Origin of the sequence: Terrabacter sp. GCM10028922, assembly GCF_042666095.1 — a bacterium.
Taxonomy (GTDB): domain Bacteria; phylum Actinomycetota; class Actinomycetes; order Actinomycetales; family Dermatophilaceae; genus Terrabacter.
Genome location: NZ_JBHTFG010000023.1, coordinates 1 through 22,597, shown reverse-complemented (window position 1 = coordinate 22,597; position 22,597 = coordinate 1). Strand labels below are relative to the sequence as shown.

The 22,597-nt window shown below is 72.0% G+C and carries 16 protein-coding genes; 11 read left to right on the top strand and 5 right to left on the bottom strand.

What is annotated here, in order from left to right; genetic code table 11:
• Nucleotides 1-33 precede the first annotated feature (33 nt).
• From ACFQU3_RS17000 to ACFQU3_RS16990, 3 genes are all read left to right on the top strand, one after another.
• Complete coding sequence (locus ACFQU3_RS17000) at nt 34-990, top strand: NADP-dependent oxidoreductase (protein ID WP_385911882.1); 957 nt, start codon at nt 34-36, stop codon at nt 988-990.
• A gap of 10 nt (nt 991-1,000) precedes the next feature.
• Complete coding sequence (locus tag ACFQU3_RS16995) at nt 1,001-1,780, top strand: pentapeptide repeat-containing protein (RefSeq protein ID WP_385911880.1); 780 nt, start codon at nt 1,001-1,003, stop codon at nt 1,778-1,780.
• Nucleotides 1,781-1,868: 88 nt separating this feature from the next.
• Nucleotides 1,869-2,507: a hypothetical protein gene (locus ACFQU3_RS16990; RefSeq protein WP_385911878.1), complete on the top strand. Its 639-nt coding sequence runs from the start codon at nt 1,869-1,871 to the stop codon at nt 2,505-2,507.
• Here ACFQU3_RS16990 and ACFQU3_RS16985 read toward each other — a convergent pair.
• The 3 genes from ACFQU3_RS16985 to ACFQU3_RS16975 form a co-directional block, all read right to left on the bottom strand.
• Nucleotides 2,461-3,483 (bottom strand): phosphotransferase, encoded by a 1,023-nt coding sequence (locus ACFQU3_RS16985; RefSeq protein WP_385911876.1) that lies wholly within the window; start codon nt 3,481-3,483, stop codon nt 2,461-2,463. The two genes, ACFQU3_RS16990 and ACFQU3_RS16985, sit on opposite strands and share 47 nt — an antisense overlap.
• An 80-nt stretch (nt 3,484-3,563) precedes the next feature.
• Nucleotides 3,564-6,305 (bottom strand): beta-L-arabinofuranosidase domain-containing protein, encoded by a 2,742-nt coding sequence (locus tag ACFQU3_RS16980; RefSeq protein ID WP_385911874.1) that lies wholly within the window; start codon nt 6,303-6,305, stop codon nt 3,564-3,566.
• Nucleotides 6,306-6,410: 105 nt separating this feature from the next.
• Nucleotides 6,411-10,472: a family 43 glycosylhydrolase gene (locus ACFQU3_RS16975; protein WP_385911872.1), complete on the bottom strand. Its 4,062-nt coding sequence runs from the start codon at nt 10,470-10,472 to the stop codon at nt 6,411-6,413.
• 335 nt (nt 10,473-10,807) lie between these two features.
• Between ACFQU3_RS16975 and ACFQU3_RS16970 the strand changes: the two genes are divergently transcribed.
• Nucleotides 10,808-11,245, top strand: a complete 438-nt coding sequence (locus tag ACFQU3_RS16970; RefSeq protein WP_385911870.1) for a CHRD domain-containing protein — start codon at nt 10,808-10,810, stop codon at nt 11,243-11,245.
• A gap of 92 nt (nt 11,246-11,337) precedes the next feature.
• Here ACFQU3_RS16970 and ACFQU3_RS16965 read toward each other — a convergent pair whose 3' ends face one another.
• Entirely contained in the window at nt 11,338-12,321 is a 984-nt protein-coding gene (locus tag ACFQU3_RS16965) for a DUF389 domain-containing protein (protein WP_385911868.1), read from the bottom strand.
• A 99-nt stretch (nt 12,322-12,420) separates the two neighbouring features.
• On the opposite strand from ACFQU3_RS16965, the gene ACFQU3_RS16960 reads away from it, so the two are divergent.
• From ACFQU3_RS16960 to ACFQU3_RS16945, 4 genes are read left to right on the top strand one after another with little or no spacing between them, the layout of a single operon-like run.
• Nucleotides 12,421-12,801 (top strand): ArsR/SmtB family transcription factor, encoded by a 381-nt coding sequence (locus tag ACFQU3_RS16960; RefSeq protein WP_385911866.1) that lies wholly within the window; start codon nt 12,421-12,423, stop codon nt 12,799-12,801.
• The gene (locus ACFQU3_RS16955) at nt 12,798-13,703 is read left to right on the top strand and encodes a cation diffusion facilitator family transporter (protein WP_385911864.1); all 906 of its coding nucleotides are present in this window, start codon (nt 12,798-12,800) and stop codon (nt 13,701-13,703) included. Before ACFQU3_RS16960 ends, ACFQU3_RS16955 begins: the two co-directional genes overlap by 4 nt.
• Nucleotides 13,700-14,332 carry a cation diffusion facilitator family transporter gene (locus tag ACFQU3_RS16950; protein WP_385911862.1) on the top strand — a complete coding sequence of 211 codons (633 nt, stop codon included), beginning with the start codon at nt 13,700-13,702 and terminating at the stop codon, nt 14,330-14,332. The genes ACFQU3_RS16955 and ACFQU3_RS16950 overlap by 4 nt, the downstream gene beginning before the upstream one ends.
• Before the next feature lie 49 nt (nt 14,333-14,381).
• On the top strand, nt 14,382-15,572 hold the full coding sequence (locus ACFQU3_RS16945) for an MFS transporter (RefSeq protein ID WP_385911860.1): 1,191 nt from the start codon (nt 14,382-14,384) through the stop codon (nt 15,570-15,572).
• Here ACFQU3_RS16945 and ACFQU3_RS16940 read toward each other — a convergent pair.
• Complete coding sequence (locus ACFQU3_RS16940) at nt 15,535-16,989, bottom strand: PLP-dependent aminotransferase family protein (RefSeq protein WP_385911858.1); 1,455 nt, start codon at nt 16,987-16,989, stop codon at nt 15,535-15,537. The genes ACFQU3_RS16945 and ACFQU3_RS16940 overlap by 38 nt on opposite strands.
• An 80-nt stretch (nt 16,990-17,069) precedes the next feature.
• Between ACFQU3_RS16940 and ACFQU3_RS16935 the strand changes: the two genes are divergently transcribed.
• The 3 genes from ACFQU3_RS16935 to ACFQU3_RS16925 form a co-directional block, all read left to right on the top strand.
• The gene (locus ACFQU3_RS16935; RefSeq protein WP_385911856.1) at nt 17,070-18,425 is read left to right on the top strand and encodes an amino acid permease; all 1,356 of its coding nucleotides are present in this window, start codon (nt 17,070-17,072) and stop codon (nt 18,423-18,425) included.
• A 251-nt stretch (nt 18,426-18,676) separates the two neighbouring features.
• A complete protein-coding gene (locus tag ACFQU3_RS16930; protein WP_385911854.1) occupies nt 18,677-20,128 on the top strand; it encodes a helix-turn-helix domain-containing protein in 1,452 nt (483 codons plus the stop codon).
• 93 nt (nt 20,129-20,221) lie between these two features.
• Nucleotides 20,222-22,597 (top strand): hypothetical protein (locus tag ACFQU3_RS16925; RefSeq protein WP_385911852.1); only part of this gene is annotated, 2,376 nt, incomplete at its 3' end.

The window sequence follows — 22,597 nt, the reverse complement described above, 5'->3', positions numbered from 1 at the left end:
TCCACCTGAAGTGCCGTGTCAAAGGAGGTCGCCATGCGCGCCGTCGTCGTCAACGAGTTCCACACCACCCCCACCGTCGAGGAGATCGACGTCCCGGAGCCGGCAGAGGGCGAGGTGAGGGTCCGGGTCCACGCCGCCGCTGTGAACGGCTTCGACATCGGAGAGATGCACGGCTTCCTCACCGGCTGGTTCGAGCACCGGTTCCCGCTCGTCCTCGGGAAGGACTTCGCGGGCACCGTCGACGCCGTGGGCCCGGGCGTGAGCGACCTCGCCGAGGGAGACCGCGTGTTCGGGGTCGTCACGAAGGACTACCTCGGCGACGGCTCGTTCGCCGACTACGTCACCGTGCCGACGTCGGTCGGCGTGGCACGCCTGCCCGACGACGTCGACTTCGTGCACGGAGCGGCGCTCGGCCTGGCCGGGGCCGCCGCGCTCGCGTGCATCGACGCAGCCGACCCCGCGCAGGGTCGCACGATCCTCGTCGCCGGCGCCACGGGAGGCGTCGGCAACCAGGTCGTGCAGCTCGCGTCGCAGGCCGGTGCCCACGTCATCGCGACCGGGTCGTCGGAGCCCGAGCAGGAGCTCGTCCGTCGGCTCGGGGCGGCCGAGGTCGTCGACTACCACGCGGACCTCCCCGCGGCGGTGCTCGCCGCGCACCCCGGCGGCGTCGACGTCGCGATCCACCTCGCCGGCGACGCAGCCGCGCTCGTGCCCGTCCTGCGTCAGGGCGGGACCCTGGTGTCGACGCTCGTCTTCTCGACGGAGGGCTTCGCGGTGGCCCCCGACGTCTTCGTGCCGATCGCCGCGAACCCGACGCCCGAGGTTCTCCACCGGCTGGCGGACAACCAGACGAGCGGCCTGACCTCGCTGACGATCCAGCGCACCTACTCCCTCGACGAGACACCCGCCGCGCTCTCCGACTTCGCGTCCGGCACCCTGGGCAAGCTCGTCGTCGACCTCGACGGTGACGGGGTCGCCGACCGGCCGTGATACTGGCGGGATGAGCGACGAGACGCCCCGGCTGGAGGCCGACTGCAGCCGCTGCTTCGGACTCTGCTGCGTCGCCCTGCCCTTCGCGAGGTCGGCCGACTTCCCCGTCGACAAGCCCGGCGGCGAGCCGTGCCGCAACCTGCTCGTCGACCACCGCTGCGGCATCCACGACCGGCTCCCGGAGGGCGGCTGGCGTGGGTGCGTCACCTTCGACTGCTTCGGTGCGGGCCAGCAGGTGTCGCAGGTGACCTTCCGTGGGGTCTCGTGGCGCGAGGCGCCCGGGGCCGCCCCGACGATGTATGCCGTCCTTCCCGTCATGCGGCAGCTGCACGAGATGCTCGCCCACCTCCGCGATGCCCTCGGGCTCGGTCCTGACACCACGATCGTCGAGGCCCTCGAGGCGGCGCGCGCCGAGGTCGACACCGCCACCGCGGGCACCCCCGACGAGGTGCTCGCCGTGGACCTCGTCGACCTGCGCGGACGGGTCGGCGGGTTGCTCCGCACCGTGAGCGCGACGGCACGTCACGAGCGACGGCGACGTGACGGCATTCCCCGGCCACCGCGACGCATCCGGGCGGGGGCCGACCTCGTGGGCGCGGACCTGCGCGGCCGCGACCTGCGCGCGGCAGACCTGCGCGGTGCGCTGCTCATCGCCGCCGACCTGCGCGGCGCCGACCTGCGCTGGGCCGACCTGCTCGGGGCCGACCTGCGCGACGCGGACCTGCGCGGGACCCGCCTCGACGACGCCCTGTTCCTCACCAGACCGCAGCTCGCGGCCGCGCACACCTGAGCCGTGACGATTCACGCGTTCGGTCACCACGGCCGCGACCCACAGACCACAATCAACCCACTGTCCACGTCGAACACCGGAGTCGACCGTGCGCCGAGCCCAGCCCATCGCAGCGCTCGCGCTGGCGGCTGCCCTCGCGCTGGCCGGCTGTTCGGCGAACCGGCCCGAGGTCGAGCTGAGCCAGGCCGGGGGCGCGACGGGCACACCGGTCCCGACGCAGACGGTCACCGTGACCGAGATCGACACACGGACCGTCACCGCCACGACGACGGTCGTCAGGACTGCCACCGTGACCGCGACGCCGACGGTCACCGTGACGGCGCTGCCGCGTCCGAGCCTCACGACGAGCATCGTCTTCAACCGCGCGGCGGCGCTCGCGGACTACGCCACCCTCGTCGGCGACGTGCGGGTCCTCGACCGGATGTCGCTCGCAGGCAACGCCGCAGCCCTGCAGCTCGACCTGCTCGCCGCCCACCTGGCCCGGCTGGGTGCGAACGGAGCGCCACCGGGCCTCGACGCCCCGAGCTACTTCGGGCGGATCGTGTCGCTGGGGCTGTTCGCGCGGGCAGCCTCCGACGAGGCGGCAGCGAGCTCGCCCGTCGCCGAGAGCCGCTACGCCGTCATCCGGCAGGAGACGACCGTGCTGCTCTCCCTCGTCAACGGCGCGCTCGCCACGACGTTCACGCTCCCTCCGGCGGTGCCGCGAGCGACGACAACGACTCGGTGAAGCCGCCCCAGGCGACCTCCCCGTCGGCGTCGTCCGCGTGTGGTCGGCTGAACCACGCGACGTAGAGCGCGACCTCGGTGAGGTCCCACCGCAGGGACTGCGCTGCGAGGTCGTCGAGGGTGACGGCGCGGCCGGTCAGCTCCACGTAGTCGTCGAGGACCGCCTCGGCGGCGGCTCCGTCGGCTCCGGCGACGTGCCACAGGTCGCGCGCCGGCGGCCCGAGCAGCGCCGTGTCCCAGTCGACGACGTGGAGGCCGCCTGCGCCTGCGAGAACGTTGCGCCAGTGCGGCTCACCGTGGGTCACGACCCAGGACTCCCGGGAGTCGTACGCCCGCCGGGCCGCCTCCTCCCAGCTCGTCAGCGCCGACCGGACGGCCAGAGCCTGCTGGGCGAGGGCCGCGCGGGCGCGCTCTCCGTACGGCCCGGCCCCGGGCTGCACGGCGCCGGCGAGGGCTCGGTCGAGCACGGCACGCTGCGGCAGCGCGAGGTCGTCGGCCACGGCGATGCCGACGACGTGGCGCGTCGCCGCGTGGATCCGCGCGATGACCTCGACGACCGCCCGGCGCTGCTCCGCCGACTGTGCCTCTGGAGCGGGGAGGTGCTCGGCGTCGAGCCACGGCGTCACGGACAGCCAGCGGTGGCGTGTGAGCTCGAAGGGCACCGAGCCGTCCCGCGCCGGCGTCGGCGCCACGACGAACTCGAGTCCGGCGTCGGCCAGGGCGCGGGCCGACCGGTAGGCCGAGCTGAGCACCGCCCCTCGGCCGACGGACGCGACGGACGCGCCGATGGACGCGCCGTCGCCTGCGTAGTCGTCGAGGGTGGCGAACCAGCGCTGACCTGAGGCGTCCACGACGGACCAGTGATGGCTGCCGAACCCGACCGGGGAGTAGTCGATCTGCGCGACCTCCACGCCCCACATCTCGTGGAGGGCGGCGGTCAGCAGGCCGGTCGAGAAGTCCGGCGGCGGGGTCAGCACGGCGACATCACGGAGCCGACGCTACCGAGCGACACCTCCGCGGGGCACGCGAACGGCTGCGTGTGCCGCCAGAGGGGTCCCTAGACCGCGAACGTCGCGTCGCGCACCGTGTCGAGCACTCCGTCTCGCTGGGCCGACGTCATGAGCCCGTCGGCGACCCAGACGGCTGCCAGGGTCTCGACGTGCTCGCGCAGCTCGGCCTCGCCCACGAACGGAGCCGGTTCCCACGCGAGGTCGAGGAAGGTGACGCCATCGCCACGGGCCGTGTTGGGCACGCCGGAGTCGAGGCCGGCGAAGACGATCGTCGGCTCGGAGCGGCGGATGTAGACGTGCGTCGGGTCCTCGGTGCCCTCGAAGAAGGGCGCGAGCTCGACGTCGCCGACGGTGAAGTGAAGCGGCTTGCCGGCGACCGGGACCAGTGACGGGCCGAGGTCGCCCGAGAGACCGATGTTGCGCGACAGGCTGAGCGGGATGAGCTCACGCCGGGGATCGCGGGCGGCCAGGACGAGCGGGCCGTGCAGGACCGTCTGGAGGGTGGCGTCGTCGAGAGCCGACTCGGTGCGTGTCGTGAACGGCATCGAGACGCGGACGGTGTCACCGGAGCGCCACGTGCGGCTCAGTCGGAAGTACGTGCCCGGCGTGGGCGTGCCCGTGACCGCGTCACCGTTGACCGTGACGGTGAACCCTCCGCGCGCCCAGGCCGGCACCCGCAGCAGCATGTCGAAGGCACCCGAGCCGCGGACCGACAACGTCGTGCCCTGCTCGTAAGGGAAGTCGGTCGCCTGCGCGACGGCGACCCCCCGCTCGGCCCACGTGACCGTGGCGGGCGCATAGAGGTTCACGTACAGGGCTGAGCCGTCTGCGGCTGCGAAGAAGACGGAGTCCTGGTACTTCGTGGCGCTCTCGAGACCGGTGCCCTCGCAGCACGTCGTGCCCTCCTTCTGCGTGTAGTCGCGCACGTGCCCCGGGGTGAGGCCGATGAGGTAGGTCACGAGGGGCTTCTCGGCGTCGGGCTGGTCCTTCTTCGAGCCGAGCACCTGGTTGAGGAGGGCGCGCTCGTAGTAGTCCATGTAGGTCGGGTCCTGCTCGTGGAAGAAGAGCATGCGGCTCAGCTTCAGCATGTTGTAGGCGCAGCACGTCTCGGCGGTCTCCTCGCTGAGGGTGCCGGCGATGCTGCCGCGCGCCCGCCAGAACTCAGCGGTGCTCGTGCCGCCGATGCTGTACATCCGCGGTGGCACCACCATGCCCCAGAAGCCGCGCGCCGCATCGAGGTAGCGCTGCTCCCCCGTCTCGTCGTGCAGGCGCAGCAGCCCCGTGAGGATCGGGATGTGCTGGTTGGCGTGCATGCCGTCGAGGATGTCGGTGCCCGCGGCACAGCTGTCGATGAGGCGGTCGAGGTCGAAGAGGCGTGCGAGCGCGACGTGCTCGGGCCTGCCGGTGACCGCATGGAGGTCGCAGATCGCCTCCACGATGCCGCCGAACTCACCGGAGCTGAACAGGGCCCACATCCGCTGGAGGGTGGAGGCCGGCAGCGTGGACAGGCGCGAGTACATCCAGTCGCACATGCCCTCGGCGAGGTCGAGAGCGCGCTCGTCGCCGATGTTGACGTACGTGTCGAGCAGGCCGCGCAGGATCTTGTCCGCCGTGTAGTACGGGGCCCAGACGACCGTGTAGTCGGAGCTCGTCATCGACTCGAGGGTGATGAACTGCGTCTCGGGGTAGGCGGCGAGGAAACCGCGGTGGCTCGGCTGGCCCCAGGTCCGACGGAGGGTGGCGTCCTGCGAGCGACCCGACGCGTCCGCGAGCGTCGCACCGGTCGTCTCGTCGAGGTCGTAGGAGGCGAGGTCGCCACGCCCCGCGAGCGACGCTGCCGCTGGTCCCTTGCCCAGAGAGTCGATCTCGGTCGCCGAGAGACCCCGTGACCAGAGGTTGACCTCGTCGACGACGCCCGCGAACGTCGGGTCCGGGTAGTGGGACCGCCCGATCCAGTGGTGGGCGAGCTGGCCGAGGGTCGCGAGGTTGACGGACATCGCGGTGTCGGCGCCCACGGGCAGCCCGTCGACGTAGAGAGTCGCCGTGGTCCCCGCGATGGTGAGGGCAAGGTGGCTCCACTGCCCGACCGGCAGCGGCGCCGTGCCGTTGACCGCGCGCTCGCCGCCCGCCCCAGAGGTCGTGATCGCGAAGCGGGGCACCCCGGCCTCGTCGGCCGTGGTCAGGTAGGCGTAGCGGGACGTGCTGGTGCCGAAGTCGAACAGCCGCGTCCATCGCGCGTCGTGCGTCGGCCGGACCCAGGCCGCGAACGTGAAGTCCACCGGGGCGCCCACAGCAGTCGGCGGCAGGTCGATGAAGTGGTGGGCACCGCGCTGGAGCTCGACGCCTCCGCCGACCCGCCCGGGAGCTGAGAGCACCGACGGCTCCGCCCGCAGCGCGGCGCGCACGTCGACGAGCGCCCCCACCATGTGGCGCAGCCGCTCCGCGTACGTCTCGTCGCGCGTGCTCGCGTACGCCTGCGAGAGCATCGACATGAAGTGACCGGTGTAGTGGCCCCGGAGGTTGCTGTTGGCCTCGCCGTCGAGCCCCTCCCAGCCGCCGGGCGCGACGGCACCGAGCGTCGGCAGGCCGGCGTTGGCGCGGAAGGCCTGCAGCAGGCGGTCGACGTCGTAGCCGCGGCCGTGGTCGAGCATGAGCTGCCGCTTGCGGGCCAGCAGGCCGTCACCGAGGCTGACGTCGCCGAGGGCGAAGGGCCGCACGGACCACGTCGCCGGGGCAGGCGCGCGGTCGGGTGCCGAGGCAGGGTTGGTCGTCACAGCGGACGCGGGCATGAAGGATCTCCTGGGATGGCAAGGGTTTTCGAAGGGGTATGCCGCTGGGCCGGGAGCGTGGGAGGGGTGCGCCCCCGGCCCGGCGGCATACGTGGGCGGCGCCGCTCAGGACAGCGGCGGGACGCTCTCGAGCGTCGGCACGACCGGCGCGATCGTGCCGTCGGCGTTGTGCCGGAGGCGGTCGATGGTGACCTCACGGTGGGTGCCGTCACCGCCCGGGATGGCGAACCGGTGGTAGGCGATGTACCAGTCGTCGGTGCCGGGCACCTGGACGATCGAGTGGTGGCCCGTGCCGAGGATGCCGAGCGAGGTGTCCTTCGTCAGGATCTCGCCGCGGTTCGTCAGGCCGGCGCCGAGCGGGCTCGTCATCGTGGCGTAGCCGACGCGGTAGTTCTCGCTGCGGGTGTCGTCGATCGACCAGCTGAGGTAGTACGTGCCCTGGCGCTTGTGCACGAACAGACCCTCCCGGAAGCCGGTGAGGCCCGTGAGCCGCTTGACCTTCGCGGGGTCGAACGAGGTCATGTCGGCGTTCAGCGGCACGACGTAGGCGTTGCCGTTGCCCCAGTAGAGGTAGCTCTGGCCGTCGTCGTCCGTGAAGACGGCCGGGTCGATGGCCTGCCCACCGTCGGGGTTGCTGGCCACGAGCGGCTTGCCGAGCGCGTCCCGGAACGGGCCCGTCGGCGAGTCAGCCACGGCGACGCCGATCTTCGCGTCGGCGCAGAAGTACAGGTAGTACTTCCCGTTCTTCTCGATGGCAGCAGGTGCCCACGCCCTGCCGTCGGCCCACGTCACGTCGGGACCCAGGTCGAGGATGACCGGGTGCTCGGTCCAGTGGACGAGGTCGGTGCTCGACCACGTCTTGAACGTCGTGCCGCTCCAGCCGTCGAAGCCGTCGGTGGTCGCGTAGATCCAGTACGTGTCGCCGAAGCGCACGATGTTGGGGTCGGCGTTGTAGCCCGGCAGCACGGGGCTGTTCATGACGACGGCCTTCACGGTCCACGCCCGGGTCGAGCCGTCCACGCCGGTGACCCGGTAGGTGACCGGGGAGGTGAGGTCCTGCGTCGAGCCGTTGGCGGGCGTGACCTCGGCGTCGTCGGGCACTCCGAGCTCCGGCGCGAGCTGCGTGACGTCCGTGCCCGGCTTGACCGGCAGGACGACGCTGCCGCCGGCGGTGTCGATGATGGCCGGCACCTTGAGCTCGTCGAGCTTCACCGACCCGACCTGGGTCTCGTTGCCGGGCAGCGAGACCACCTGCTGCGCGGTGAGACCACGGTCCCAGATGGTGAACGAGCGCACGGTCCCCTTGAGGTAGCGGTCGCCCGAGTACAGGGAGCGCCCGATCCAGTTGGCCGTCGTCGTCCCGTCCCCGAGCTCGCCGGGTGTCGTCGTGACGCCGGTGTTGCGCGCCACCTCGACCCCGTTGTCGTAGAGCACGCCCGTCCCACCCGAGAGCGTGTAGGTGAGGGTGTGCCACGCGCCGCGCGAGACGTCGCGCCCGGATCCGGTGCTCTGCTCGGTGGACCAGTTCCCCGAGGCGATGGCCGTGCGGTAGGCGTTGCCCGTCGTGAACAGGTAGCCGGAGCCGGCACCGCCCAGGCTGTTGCCCATGCCCCAGATGAAGTAGGCCGTCTGCTGGTTCGGGTCGATCCACACCCGGGTCGACACCGTCACGGCGTCGAGCCCGGCGAGGAGGTTGTCGGGCAGGTCGACGTAGCCGTCGACCCCACCGAGCTCGACGCCGTCGGTCGTGCGCTTCGCGCCGCCCTTGATCGTCGCCGGGCCGGCCTGGCCGGCCCGGTCGAGGACCGTCGTGCCGGTCCCGGCCTGCGTGCCGAGCGCGTAGTCGGCGATGACGCCGTCCTTCGTCGCCGGGGCCTTCGTCGGACCGGCCTTGAGCCGCTCGAGCTCGGCCTTGGTCACCGGCATGACGGTGCCGTGGCGCGGCCGGCCGGGCAGCTCGTAGTTCTGCGACATGGTGAAGGCGCCCGAGTCGAGGTCGGTGGTCTCGAACGGGACGTAGCCGCGCCCGCCGAACTCGTCGATGAAGACGTACCACTTGTCCTCGGTGTTCGACTTGAACACCGTCGGGCCCTCGCCCTGGTTGATGCCCGGGCTCGTGGTGGTCGCCTTGCCGATGCAGTCCTTGACGAAGCCCCAGTCGGTCGAGCGGAGCGAGGTCGACTTCTGCTCGAGGATGAACTTGCTGCACGGCGTCGTCGAGGTGTTGTTCCGCTCGTCCTTGGTGAAGCGGTAGTACGCGCCGTCGTGCTTGATGACGGTCGAGTCGATGACGGAGTAGCCGGGGTCGACCCAGACCTTCGGCGCGCTGAAGGTGCGGAAGTCGCGGGTCGTCGCGTACAGCATCTTGTTGTACGTGTTGCCGGTGTGCTGCGGGTCGCTCGACGCGTAGAGCTTCGAGGCCCAGAAGACGACGTACGCGCCGATCGAGTCGTCGTAGTACGCCTCGGGTGCCCACGTGTTGCCGGCCTCGTCGGGCGAGACGCGGACGTGCCGCTGTTGGCCCCAGTTCACCAGGTCGGTCGACTCCCACACCTCGATGTAGCGGCTGCCGTGGCGCTGGCTGCGGTCCCAGTCGCCGTTGCCGTAGATCTTGAGGTCGGTGGCGATCAGGTAGAACTTGTCGCCCTCGGGGCTGCGGATGATGAACGGGTCGCGCACGCCCTGCTCGCCCTCGGTCGAGGTGAGGATCGGGCGCCCGCCGTTGAGCTCGTCCCAGTGGAGCGGGTCGTTGCCCCGGCTCGCGGCCATGTACATCTGCTCGCCGTCGGCAGTGCCCTCACCCGTGAAGTACGCGAACGCGTACCCCTCGAGGGCCTCCTTCTTCGGCAGCGGCAGGACGGTCAGCGTGATGGTGCGGGTGCCCGAAGCGGCGCCGAGCGTCGCGCGCACCGTGAGGCGGCCCTTGACCGCGGTGCTGCCGTATGCCGGCCGGCGGACCTCGCCGGTCGCCGTGACCACGGCCGGGTCCTTCGTCGTCCACGTCAGCGTGACCCCACGCGCGCCGGACGTCGGGAGCGTGACGTTGCCGCGGACCGCATCGGCGTCCGGGATGCTCACGGCCGCAAGCGCGTTCGCGACCTTCTGGTCGTCGGTGATGTCCTGCAGGACGGTCACGGTGAAGGTCCTCGTGGCGGACGCGGCGGCATACGACACCGTCGCGGTGAGGGTCACGGTCGCGTTGCCGGCGCCCGGCGCGGGACGGGTGACCGTGCCGTCGGTGGCGACGACGGACTCGTCGCTCGAGGCCCACGTGACGGTCGAGCCACCGGCGGTCTTCGCCGCGAGCGGCAGGTTGTCCGTGACGGCGGACGTGTCGCCGAGGTCGAGTGCGGCGGCGTCGGAGGTGACGCGCACGGCCGCCGTCTGGGCGCCGAGCTGCTTCACCTCGTCCGGCGTGACGGCCCGGTCGTAGACGCGGAAGTCGCGCACCTGGCCCTTGAGGTACCTGTCGGCCGTGTAGACCGAGCGGCCAAGGTAGTTGGCCGTCGTCGTGCCCCCGCCGATCGACCCGGGGGTGATCGTGATGCCCGTGTTGCGGCCGACCTCGACACCGTCCTCGTAGAGGATGCCGGTGCCACCCGAGAGCGTGTAGGTCAGCGTGCGCCACTGGCCACGGTCGACGTTGCGGCCGGCCGACGCGGTCTGCTCGGTCGACCAGTTGCCGCTCGCGATCGACGTCCGGTAGGCGTTGCCGGTCGTGAAGAGGTAGCCGTTGCCCATCCCGTTCGTCGTGTTGCCGAGGCCCCAGATGAAGTAGGGGGTCGCCTGGGCCGGGTCGATGAGGACCTGGGTCGAGACCGTGATGTCGGTCAGGCCCTTCATGAGGTCGTTGGGCAGGCGCAGGTGACCGTTCGTGCCACCGAGGCGAAGGCCGTCGGCGCCGAGCCATGTCGTGTCGCCGCTGACGGTCGCGGTGCGCCCGTGACCCGAGGCATCGGTGACGCTCGAACCGCTCGTCTGGTCGAGGGCGTAGCGAGCCACCAGGCCGTCGTCGAGCGAGGCCGCCGCCGAGGGTTGCGCCGCGATGGTGAGAGCGGTGAGGGCCGTGGTGAGGACGACGGCGAGCGCGGTGACGGCCGCGAGCGGACGCCGCGTCCTGCGCTCGCGCGTCGTGGTTCGGGCGTGGGGGCTCGACGAGTCGGACATGCCGGTGACTTCCTTGTCGGGCGCGCGGCAGGGCAGCCGCGAGCGAGGGCAGTGCGTCCGGGTGTGGCACCGCAAGCGCTCCGGCCGTCCCCCTACCCAGTCCGAGCGCGTGATGTGAGCGTTAACATATGGAGCGCCCACTGCGGTGTCAACCCCCTGTCCTCCCCGTGTCGGCTATCCGGCGAACGCTCCTCTGAACCGGTCGAACCGCCCGGGCGTCCTTGGTCGTGGCCGCGGCGACACCGGCCCGGGGGGCGCGTTCGTCGGCGGGTGCGCCGCGACCAGCCATCACCCACCCGACGCCAGCTCGCGTCCAGGACCCAAGGGACCAAGCCATGAAGCGCACCACCCGTACCGCGTCCGTCGCCATAGCGCTCCTCGCCGTTGCCGGACTCTCTGTCCCGAGCACAGCCACAGCCGTGGGTCGCCCCCTCACGGCGCAGCTGCTGGGCGCGAACGAGCTCGGCGGCGGTGATCCCGACGGGGCGGGCACCGCTCACGTCTGGGTCACTCCCGGACTCGACGAGATCTGTTACGACCTGACCGTCACGGGCCTGGCGGACGTGACTCTCGCGCACATCCACGTCGGGGCCGCCACCGAGAACGGGCCTGTCGTTGTCCCGCTCCAGGCGCCCACGAGCGGCTCCTCCGGCGGTTGCGTCTCCGTGAATAGGGACCTCGCCGTCGCCATCGTGTCGCAGCCCTCGGCCTACTACGTCAACGTGCACACGCTCGAGTTCCCGGGCGGAGCCGTACGCGGCCAGCTCTCCTGAACCCCACCACCACCGGGTCGATGTATGACCGAGGCGCCAGGCCCTCGGAAGTACATCGACCCGGCCTGGCGTCGGCGGCGCGTGAGCGGGCCTCAGCGGCGGCGCGGTGGCGGCTCGGCGTGGACGTGCCGGTTGAGCCGGGAGTGCGACCGCGGAGCCGGCACGCGCGACCAGACCGCCTGTTGGAGCAGGAGGGTCAGCCACCCGGCCACGGCCATGCCGGCCAGGTTGACCACCAGCTGCAGACCGCTGCCGCGCACCTCGTGCCACGCCCCGAACGCGAGCCCGAGCGCGACGTTGCCGGCGGCGGGGATCGTCGTGACCGAGATGAAGACGCCACTGAGGCCGCCCAGCCTCGACGACGTCAGGGACAGGACCCCCGCCGCGGCCGCGAGCACCGCGACGATGAACGACCACCGGTCGGGCGTGTAGATGAAGTCGGTCGCGGGGCGCTCGCCGGTGACGTCCTGGAGCGTCACCCAGCCCAACGCGCGGCCTACGAGACTCGCGCCGCAGGTCACGAGGATGGCGACCGCGAACCCCACGACGAGCGCCCGTGCGGCGACGCCGAGCAGGAGCGCCCGCCTGCGCACCAGCGCGACGCCGAGCGCGGCCACGGCCCCGAACTCGGGACCGAGAACCATCGCGCCGATGACGAGGATCTGCGAGTCCAGGACGATCGCGATGCCGGCGATGAGCGTCGCGAGTGACATGAACGACAGGAACGTCCAGTTGAGCTCGCTGTCGTCGTAGGACCGCTGTGCGACCTCTGCCCACACGACCGCGTCGGCGCTGCTGCCCGGGGTCTCCTCGTCGGCCTCGAAGCCCGCCCGCGACACCCACGTGCTCACCGGCTCGATCTGCAGGGTGCCCCCCTGGTGGACACCGAGCTCGCGGAGCTGGTCGACGAGCGCGTTGGCGCCCTCGCGGGCCACGTCGGCCTGCACGACGTCGCCCCGGGGCCGGATGGCGACGCCCCGCATGAGCGTCAGGCTGCTCACGGCGGTCGAGTCGGCCAGCACCTGCGTGACCTGCTCGGTCAGCTCGCTCGGCACCGTGACGGTCAGTCTCAGCATGCCGACAGTCTGCCGCCCGGTGGACGGGCCCGGGTTGACATACCGGCGCAGACCGGACGACAGTGACATCTGAACATTCGGTCAGATGAGAGGGCGACGATGAGCACCGTCACGGGCCTGGACGGCTGCGCGACATCATGCGTGCACCCCGAGAAGGTCGCACTGGCGACCGCGAACGCCCCCGGCGCAGAAGAGCTCTCGCGTGTGGCGAGCGTCTTCAAGCTCCTCGGTGACCCGACCCGTGCCCGGCTGCTCTACGCCTTGCTCGAGGCCGGCGAACTGTGCGTGTGCGACCTCGCCGCCGCCACCGCGACCGCAGAGGCCACCGTGTCGCAGGCCTTGAGGCTGCTCCGTGCCTCGCGCGTCGTCACCGGGCGGCGCGAGGGCCGCAACGTCTTCTACCGGCTCTCCGACGCCCACGTCCGGCTGTTGCTCGACGTGACACGAGAGCACGCCCTCCACGACGGGACCGCGCGGTGAGCCACGACCACGGTCCGACCTCGGCCCACGCGGGTGGACGACACCGCTGGCGGCTCGCGGTCGCGTTCGGTCTCGTCGCGGCATACTTCGGCGTCGAGCTCGTCGCAGGTCTCGTGTCCGGGTCGCTCGCGCTGCTGTCCGACGCCGGCCACATGGCCGCCGACGTCGTGACGCTCGGGGCCGCCCTCGTGGCCACGCGCATCGCGACCCGCGCCGACACCACGGGCCGCCGCACCTTCGGCTCGTACCGCGCGGAGGTCTTCGCCTCGGGCCTCGCCGTCCTCCTCATGCTCGGCGTCTCCGCCTACATCGCCGTCGAGGCGGTCGGGCGCATCGGCTCGAGCCCCCAGGTCGCCTCCAGCACGATGCTCGCGGTCGGCGTCATCGGGCTCGTCGTCAACCTCGTCGCGCTCACCCTGCTTCGCGGCGGGGCGGGCGAGAGCCTCAACGTCAGGGGCGCCTACCTCGAGGTCGTCGCCGACACCGTCGGCTCCCTCGGGGTCATCGTCGCCGCGCTCCTCGTCGGCGCGACCGGCAGCGCGTGGTGGGACACCGGCGTCGCGCTCGCCATCGCCGTCTTCGTCGCGGTGCGGGCCGTGGGCCTGGGCCGCGAGGTCGTCGCCGTGCTCGGTCAGCACGCACCGACGGGCATCGAGCCGACCGCGATGCTCGCGGCACTGGGCGAGGTGCCCGGTGTCACCGGCGTGCACGACCTGCACGTCTGGACCCTGACGTCCGGCATGGACGTCGCCACAGCGCACCTCGTGACGTCGCGGGCCGATGCCGGACCCGACGTCCTCGCCGCCGCGAGCCGGATGCTGCGTGAGCAGTTCCAGGTGGCCCACGCAACACTGCAGGTCGAGACGACCGACCGGGGCCGATGCACGGGGGCGGACTGGTGAGCGCGCCGAACCGGCCGGTGTTCACGATCCTGGCGCCCTCGCGGCGGACCGCGCTCTTCCGGCGCGCCCAGCTGCTCGCCGGCGCGTCGGTGGCGTACAACGTCGCCGAGGCGGTCATCGCGATCTGGGCGGGGCGCGCGGCGGACTCGACGGCCCTCGTCGGCTTCGGCCTCGACTCGACGGTCGAGGTGATGAGCGGGCTCGTCATCCTCTGGCAGTTCCGGCACGCCATCCCCGAGGACCGCGAACACCAGGCGCGTCGCCTCATCGCGGTGTCGTTCTTCGCGCTCGCCGCCTACGTCACCGTCGAGTCGGTGCGCGCGCTCGTCCTGCGCGAGCAGCCCGACACCTCGCTCGTCGGCATCGTGCTCGCCGCCCTGTCGCTCACGGTCATGCCGCTGCTCTCGCGGTGGCAGCGGCGCACCGGCCGCGAGCTGGGCTCGGGTGCCGTGGTCGCCGACGGCACGCAGACGCTGCTCTGCACCTACCTGTCCGCCGTGCTCCTCGTCGGCCTGCTCGCCAACGCGCTGCTCGGCTGGTGGTGGCTCGATGCCGTCGCCGCTCTCGTCATCGCCGGGGTCGCAGTCCGGGAGGGAGGGTCCAGCTGGCGCGGTGACGCCTGCTGCTGACCGCCCGGTCTCTTGACGGCGTGGGCCGCGACCGCCAGTGTGACCAACCGTGACACTTCGGGCCGAGTCCTCTCCCCTGCTCCGCGCCCGGCTCGCCGCCGGCACCGCCTTCTTCGTGCAGGGACTGCTGTTCATCACCCTGACCACCCGGCTCCCGCAGATCCAGGAGAAGTGGTCGATCGACGAGCTCGCCACGAGCGGTCTGCTGCTCATGGTCGTGCTGCTCGCGGGGGTCGGATCGGTCCTCGCCGAGCTCGTCGCCGCTCGGTCGTCGAGCGCGGTCGTCGTGCGGGTCGGCCTCGTGACCGCGACGGTCGGCTTCGCGACGCTTCTCGTCGCGCCGGCCTTCGCCGTCTTCGTCGCCGGCCTCGCGGTGTACGGCCTCGCCCTCGGTCTCGTCGACGCGTCCTCGAACATGCAGGCGGTCACCGTCGAGCACCTCTACCGCCGCCCGATCCTCCCGTCGTTCCACGCCTTCTGGACTGCGGGTGGCATCCTCGCCACGATCGTCACCCTCGCCACCGCGAGCGTCGAGCTCGGCCCGAGACTGCTGCCGCTCCTCATTCTGCCGGTCGCCGCGATCGCGGCCCCGTTCGTGCGCCGCGACCGGCTCGCCGAGTCCGACGCCACGGTCGATGTGCCGTGGCGCCGCATCGCGCTGCTCGGTGTCGCGATGGTGCTCTTCTACATGGTCGACACCGCTGCGACGACGTGGGGACCGGTCTACCTCGACGGCACGCTCGACGCCCCCTCCGGCCTGGCAGCCCTCGCGACCCTGCCGTACCTCGGGGCGACCCTCCTGGCCCGCGCCGTCGGAGACCGCCTCGTCGACCGGCACGGCGCCGTGTCGCTGCTGCGGATCAGCGGCGTCGTCGCGGCCGCGGCGCTCGCCGTCATCGTCTTCGCGCCGACGTGGGTCGTCGCCGTCATCGGGTTCACCCTTCTCGGTGGCGCGGTCGCGACGATCGCACCGCTCAGCTTCTCGGCAGCCGGCGCCATCGCGAGCGGTGATGACGACTCGGCCGGCGAGCGCATCGACAAGACCGACCAGGTCGTCGCGCGCTTCAACCAGTTCAACTACGTCGGAGCGCTCCTCGGCGCGGTGCTCACGGGCGCCGTCGGCTCCGACGACCTGCGCCTCGGTTTCGCGGTGCCGATGGTGCTGATCCTCGGGATCGTCCCGCTCGCGACGCAGTTCGCGATCATCCGTCGACGCGGCGTGCCGGTCGGCTCGCGCTGAGGACCTGCCGGAGCGCGGCGAGCGCCGGACCGATGCGCTCCAGGGGTATGCCGCCGACGCCGAACGCGAGTCCATGGTGAGGTGCTTGCTCGAGGTGTCGCACGGACAGAGGCTCGACGAAAACTCCTGCGGCCAGGGCGGCCTCGGCAATCGAGACGTCGTCGAGTACCGGGTCGCGCAGCAGCGTGCAGAGGTGGAGCCCGGCCGCGGACGGGATGACCTCGAGCCAGTCGGCGAGGCCACCGGGACTGGTCAGGCCGGCGAGCAAGGCCTCTCGTCGCGCGCGGTAGACCTTCGTCGCGCGCTTGACGTGGGCAGCATGGTGGCCCTCGGCGAGGAAGTCGGCGAGGGCTCCCTGCGTCACGGTGTCGCCGTCCCACACCGTGACCCGCTTGGCCTCGCGCAGGGCGGCGGTGAGCGTGGCGGGTGCGATGGCGTAGCCCACCCGCAACGACGGCAGGAGGGACTTGGAGAACGACCCGACGTAGACGACCCGGCCGTCACGGTCGAGGCTCTGGAGGGGCTCGAGCGGCCGGTCGGCGAAGCGGAACTCGCTGTCGTAGTCGTCCTCGACGATGACCGCTCCGTGCCGCACCGCCCACTCCAGCAAGGCGATCCGCCTCGCGCGAGACATGGCGACGCCCGTGGGGTGCTGGTGTGAGGGCGTGACGTAGACGAGGCGAGCGGCCGGGGGCAGCGCGTCGACGACGATCCCCTCACCATCGACCGGCACGCCGCGGACGACGGCACGGTGGGTCGCGAAGAGCCGGGCAGCGGCGGTGTAGCCGGGGTCCTCGACGGCGACGACGTCACCGGGCTCGACGAGCACCCGTGCCACGAGGTCGAGCGCCTGCTGCGCACCGGCGGTGGTCACCACGTCGTCACCGGCCGCGACCACGGAGCGGGACAGACCCGCGTACCTGGCGATCTCGACCTCGAGTCGGCTCGTGCCGCGCGCCTCGTAGGTCCCCGCGGTCAGTCGGCCCCTGCGAAGGGTGCCGCTGACGAGCCTGCGCCACGTCGCGAGCGGGAAGAGCGAGTCGTCGGGCACGCCGACGGAGAAGTCGTATGCCGTCCGGCCGGGCCCCGGGGCAGGCGCAGTGGGCGTGGCCCACAGCGGCACCGGCCTCACGGCGCCGGCGCGGGCTCGCCGGCCGGTCGCGTGGGCTGGTGGCACGCAGCCGGCGGCGACGAACGTGCCCGCGCCGCGCCTGCTCTCGAGCAGCTCCTCGGCGATGAGACGGTCGTACGCAGCGGTCACGGTGCCACGCGCGACGTCGAGCGTCGTCGCGAGGTCGCGCGTGGCCGGCACGCGGTCACCACCGGTGAGGCGACCGTCGAGAACGGCGGCCCGCAGCTGGGCGTAGATCTGGGCGGTGAGGTCCCCAGATCCGGTGAGGGTGAAATGCAGGTCCACGTGGCCAGCCTAGATTGGACCAAACTGACCGGCAAGAAGTGGCACTTCTGGCCAGTCCACTCCACGGCCACGCTGGAGCCATGGCCCCCACCGCAGCGACTCCCGCCGGCCCGAGCGGCCTGGGCGCGACGACCACGACGATTGGCACGACCACCGGCCCCACGCATCCGAGGGGCGGCTCGCTCACCATCGCGCAGGGCTCGGCCCTGTCGGTCGGCGCGGTCCTCGGCACGGGCGTCATCACGCTGCCGGCACTCGCGGCGCAGGTGGCCGGACCGGCCTCGCTCGTGGCCTGGGCGGCGCTCGTGCTGCTCTCGGTCCCGCTCGCGAGCACGTTCGCGGCGCTCGGTGCGCGTCACCCCGACGGCGGCGGCGTCGCGACGTACGTCCGCCGTGCCTTCGGCGAGCGGGCTGCCGGTGCGGTCGGGTGGTGCTTCTACTTCGCGATTCCGGTCGGTGCTCCGCCGGCGTCGATGATGGCCGGCGGCTACGTTGCGGACGTCGTCGGCGGCGGCCGGACGACAACCGTCGCCGTCGGGGCGGCGCTCATCGTCGGCACGGGCTTGATGAACCTCGCGGGCCTGCGGTTCTCCGGGCGCGTGCAGCTCGGGCTCGCCACGGTCCTGGCACTCCTCATGACGGCGACCATGGCCGTGGCGCTGCCGCATGGCAGCGCTGAGTCGCTGACGCCGTTCGCCCCGAATGGTTGGGCTGCGGTCGGCACGGCCGCCGCCGTCCTCGTGTGGGGGTTCGCCGGCTGGGAGGCGGTCGCTTCGCTCGCCGGCGACTACCGCAACCCACGTCACGACGTGCCGCGTGCGACGGCGATCGCCGTGACCGTCGTCGGTGTCCTCTACCTGGGCCTGGCGGCGACCAGCGTCCTCGTGCTGGGAGCACGGGCGGGCAGCAGCCAGGCTCCGCTGTCCGACCTCATGGCGGTCGCGCTCGGCGATCAGGCCCGGGTCGTGACGGCGGTCGTGGCGGTGCTGCTCACCGTCGGCGCCATGAACGCGTACTACGCCGGCGGTTCACGCCTCGGGGCGGCGCTGGCCCGCGACGGCGCGCTGCCGCACTGGCTGGCGAAGGGCGGCGAGGCGGGCCAGGTGCCGCGCCGCAGCATCGTGGTCATCACGACCTCCTCGACCCTGGCGCTCGTCCTGACCGTCGCGCTGGACCTCGGGCTGACGCCGCTCATGCTGCTCGCGACGGGCTGTTTCACCCTCGTTTACGTGCTCGGCACGGCCTCGGCCCTGCGCCTGCTCCCCCGCGGCAGCGGCGGCTGGTGGACGGCGGTCATCGCGTTCGCGTCGGTCGTCGTGCTGCTCGTGGTCAACGGCCTGCACGCGCTGTGGGCGCTGGGGCTCGTTGCCCTCTCGCTGCTCTACCAGTCCCGCGCTCAGGCTCGGTCGGCCCAGCGCTCGGAAGTCGTGCGGTAGACGCGCTACCGAGTCCCTGTGCCTTCAGTCCCTGTGCAGTGAGTCGCCAGGTGACTCACTCCGGCCCGAGGCGCTGGGAGCGTCCGCTGAGTCACGTCGCGACGCAGTGCACAGTCGCGGGGGGCACGTGGCATGAGCACGCGGCTCGACCTGGAGCCGCCGTCGTCCACACCCGCCGGGGTCGTGACGGGGCCCTCCACAGGGACGGCATCCGCATGGCGATAGCACCGCTCGGCAGCCACCGTGGACCCATGACACACGCCGACGGCGCCGATGCGTTCGGCGACGCGCTGCGCCACATCCGACGGACGCACCTGCTGAGCCAGCGTGCCCTCGCCGACCGGCTCGGCGTGCCGCCCAGCCGCATCTCCCGCCTCGAGGCGGGGCACCTCGGCATCACGCTCGAGTCGGCCATCGGCCTCTACCGCGCCCTCGGATTCAGCGTCGGCCTCTCGCACGTCCACCCCTGCGCTGCGAGCGCGGACGTGACGCCGCGCTGCGCCACGTGGCAGGACGACGGCGCCGTCGCCAACGTCGACGCCGCTTGGCGCGCCTTCCCCGCGCACGGGGCGCTGCGCGTCGGAAACCACCCGACGTGGTGGGGCGCGCGCCACGGCTGGGGCCGCTCGGAGCGCGGCGACACGTGGTGGCAGCAGGACCACCGGTCGCCGCCCGAGCTGCTCGCACGGCAGGATGACGGCATGTCCGCGCAAACCCCGGCCGAGGCGTACGCCGCGCTCCGCCCCGAGCTCGAGAACGCGACCGCCCTCTTCGTCGAGATGGTGACGGCGCTCCTCGACGAAGCCGGCATCACCTATCTCAGCGTGACGGGCCGCACGAAGTCGGTCGGCTCGTTCGCGTCCAAGGCCCAGCGCCGGCGCGACGGCGAGCTGATCTACCCCCACCCCCTCACCGACATCACCGACCTCATCGGGGTTCGCGTCATCACCTACGTCCACGACGACGTCGCGGCCGTCGCCGACCTGCTGAGCGAGGAGCTCGCCGTCCTCGACGACCGCGACATGGGCATGGAGACGGCCCGGGCCGGACGTTTCGGTTACGCGAGCCGCCACCTGCTCGTCGCCGTCGACGCCAGCCGCACCGTTCCCGCGGCCTACGAGTCCCTGCGGCGACGTAGCGTCTCGGTCCAGATCCGCACGGTGCTCCAGCACGCCTGGGCCGAGTTCGAGCACGACATCCGTTACAAGGGCAGCGTCCCCGAGGAGCACGCCAGCGACCTCGACCGCCGCTTCACCCTCGCGGCAGGTCTCATCGAGCTCGCCGACCGTGAGTTCTCCGCCATCCGCGACCGGCTCCAGATGGCGGTCCCTTCCGCGCCGCCCGAGGAGGGGCAGCAGCCGAGCGAGCCCGACTCGCGCATCGGGGCGCAGGACCTCGCCAAGTTCCTCGCCGCCACCTACGAGGACGCCGGCTGGTCCCGCACCGACCACTACACGTGGGTCTCGGGCCTGCTCCTCGAGCTCGGCATCACCACGGTCGAGGCGCTGGCCGAGGTCATCAGCCCTGTCGACAGCGCGGAGCTCAGCGAGCGGTTGGGCTACACCTATCCGCCCGGTGCCGTGCGCCGGCTCGACGACGCGCTCCTCGCCACGTTCGGCACCCGCTACCTCGACCTCGAGGGCAACGCCCACCGGCGCGCCTCCCTCGAGACACGCCTGCAGAGGATGGGCACGCGGAACTGACCCTGGGCTGATCGACCCCATATCCCATAACGGACACATCGGTCAACGATCGACGTACCCTAAGAGGCATATGTCCCTTTCCTAAGGTATGCCGTGTTGATCGACCGTCTCACCGTCCAGGGCCGCGGCAGGCGCCGCAGGGTCGCCGTCCTCACCGCGATCGGCGCGCTGCTGACCGTCCTGGTCCAGCCAGCGACACCGACGTCCGCGCTGCAGACGGTCACGTCCAACGCCACGTGGGGTGACTTCGAGTCGTCGACGAGCTCGGCTCCTGCCGGTTGGACGGTGAGCGCTCCGACACCGAACCGCGCGTACGTCTCCACGGGCACCGCTTTCACCGGCATCCGCGCCATGCACCTCGTCGACTCGTCGTCGACGGCGTCCGTCACCGCACTGCGCAAGGGCTTCGGTGTCGTGGCCGGAGCGGAGTACCACGTACAGGCCTACACGTTCACGTGGTCCGGCACCCAGAACCTCGGGATCCGCTTCTACGACGTGCTCGGCCGGCAGCTGGGCCGGACCGTCACGCCCACCACGGGAGCCGTCTCCGTGTGGTCACGTGTCGAGGTCAGGGCCGTCGCCCCGGCCGGCGCCACCAGCGCCGCCATCGAGGTCTCGTCCTACAGCACGAGCATCTCGAAGGTCACGTGGGACACCCTGTCCCTCATCCGCCCCGACGTCACGAACAGCAGCTTCGAGACCGTCGGCCTCGTCGGGATCATCCCCGGCTGGACCATCGCCGCGGCATCCGGGACCAGCGCCTACCTCAGCACGGGCGCGGCCCGCTCCGGACGCCGCAGCGTCCGTCTCGTCGACAGCTCGACGACCGGCTACGTCCGCACGACGAGCACACCCTCGCCGGTCTTCCCGGGCGTCACGCACGACCTGCGCGCCTGGATCCGACCCACGGGCGGCACGCACGCCGTCACCGTCCGCTGGCTCCGCGCCGACCGCAGCCTGAGCGCGACGAAACGCATCGAGGTCTCCAAGGCGCGCGACACGTGGAGCCTCGTGGCGACCCAGCTCGTGGCACCGACCGACGCCCACTGGGCGACGATCGAGCTGTCCTCGGGCGCGGCCGCCACCGGCTCGGCGTACTGGGACGTGCTCGACCTCCGGCCCACCCGTGGCGCCGCGATCCGCACCCTCGCGCCGACTGCCGCCGTGCAACCGGTCGACTCCTTCACCAACACGATGACCGTCGAAGCAACCACCATCGCCGGCCGCGCGAAGGTCTTCACCGTCGTCAACGGCAGCCCGGCGGAGTTCCAGCTCGCCGACGTCGAGACGGGCACGGTCGAGACCCGGCTGCCGCTCGGCACCTCGACCGTCGGCTGGGCCCTGACCGCCGCCGTCGACGGCTCGATCTACGTGGGCGGCAACGACGGGCACCTGCAGCGCTGGCGGCCCGGCGACGCGAGCCTGACCGATCTCGGCAAGGTCACACCGACGGCGACCTTCGTCTGGGACGTCGAGGCCGCTCCCGACGGACGCATCTGGGGCGTGTCCTATCCCGCGTCCGAGCTCTGGGTCCTCGACCCCACGACCGACCACATCACGAACGTCGGCAGGCTCAGCTCGCGCCACGAGTACGCCCGAAGCCTCGCCGTCGACTCCCGTTACGCCTGGGTCGGCCTCGGCTCGACGGACCCCGCGATCATGCGTGTCTCCCTGGCCGACCCGTCGCAGCGCGTCATCGTGCCGCTTCCCACGTCGGTCTCCAGCGGCAACATCGTCGAGCTCGACTCGCTCGGCCGTTACCTGCAGGTCCGGCTCCCGGCCGGCACGACGGCCACTGGTCTGACCACGTCGAGCGAGCGTCGGCTCTACGACACTGTCACCGGCTCGTGGGACGTCACCTCGAACTACTCGGCGCAGAAGCCGTCCTCGCTCGGCTCGTGGGGGAGCTTCTACTACTTCCGTTACAACCGCCTGTGGGCCGTGAGCGGCTCGACCGGCGCGATGACGGAGGTCGGCCCGGTCAGCTCGCTGCCGGGACGTGACCGCCTCGCCCTACGGACGACGATCGGGGGCCGCACCAGCAACTACGTCCTCGCCTACGACACGTCCGGCGAGCTCGCCGCGATCGACCTCGCGGACCGGAGCGAGGCCACCTACCCGATCAGCTTCGTGCCGACCAAGATGCGGATCAAGTCCATCGGCACCGGCGCCGGCGGCACGGTCTGGGTCGGCGGGTACGGCGGCTCGAGCCTCAGCGTCCTCGACCCCGGCACCCTGTCGGGCGAGCAGTACCCCAAGGTGCCCTTCGGCACTGGAGTCATCGGCGAGGTCGAGGGCACCATCCTCCACGGCACCACCCAGTACCTCGGCACGTACACCGACGCTCAGATCTTCCGCTACGACACGACGCAGCCCTGGGTCGACGGCTCCAACCCCCGGCTCGTCACTGCTCTCGGCCCGAGCCACCAGCAGGACCGGCCGCTCGCCTGGGCGACCGCGGGCACCCGC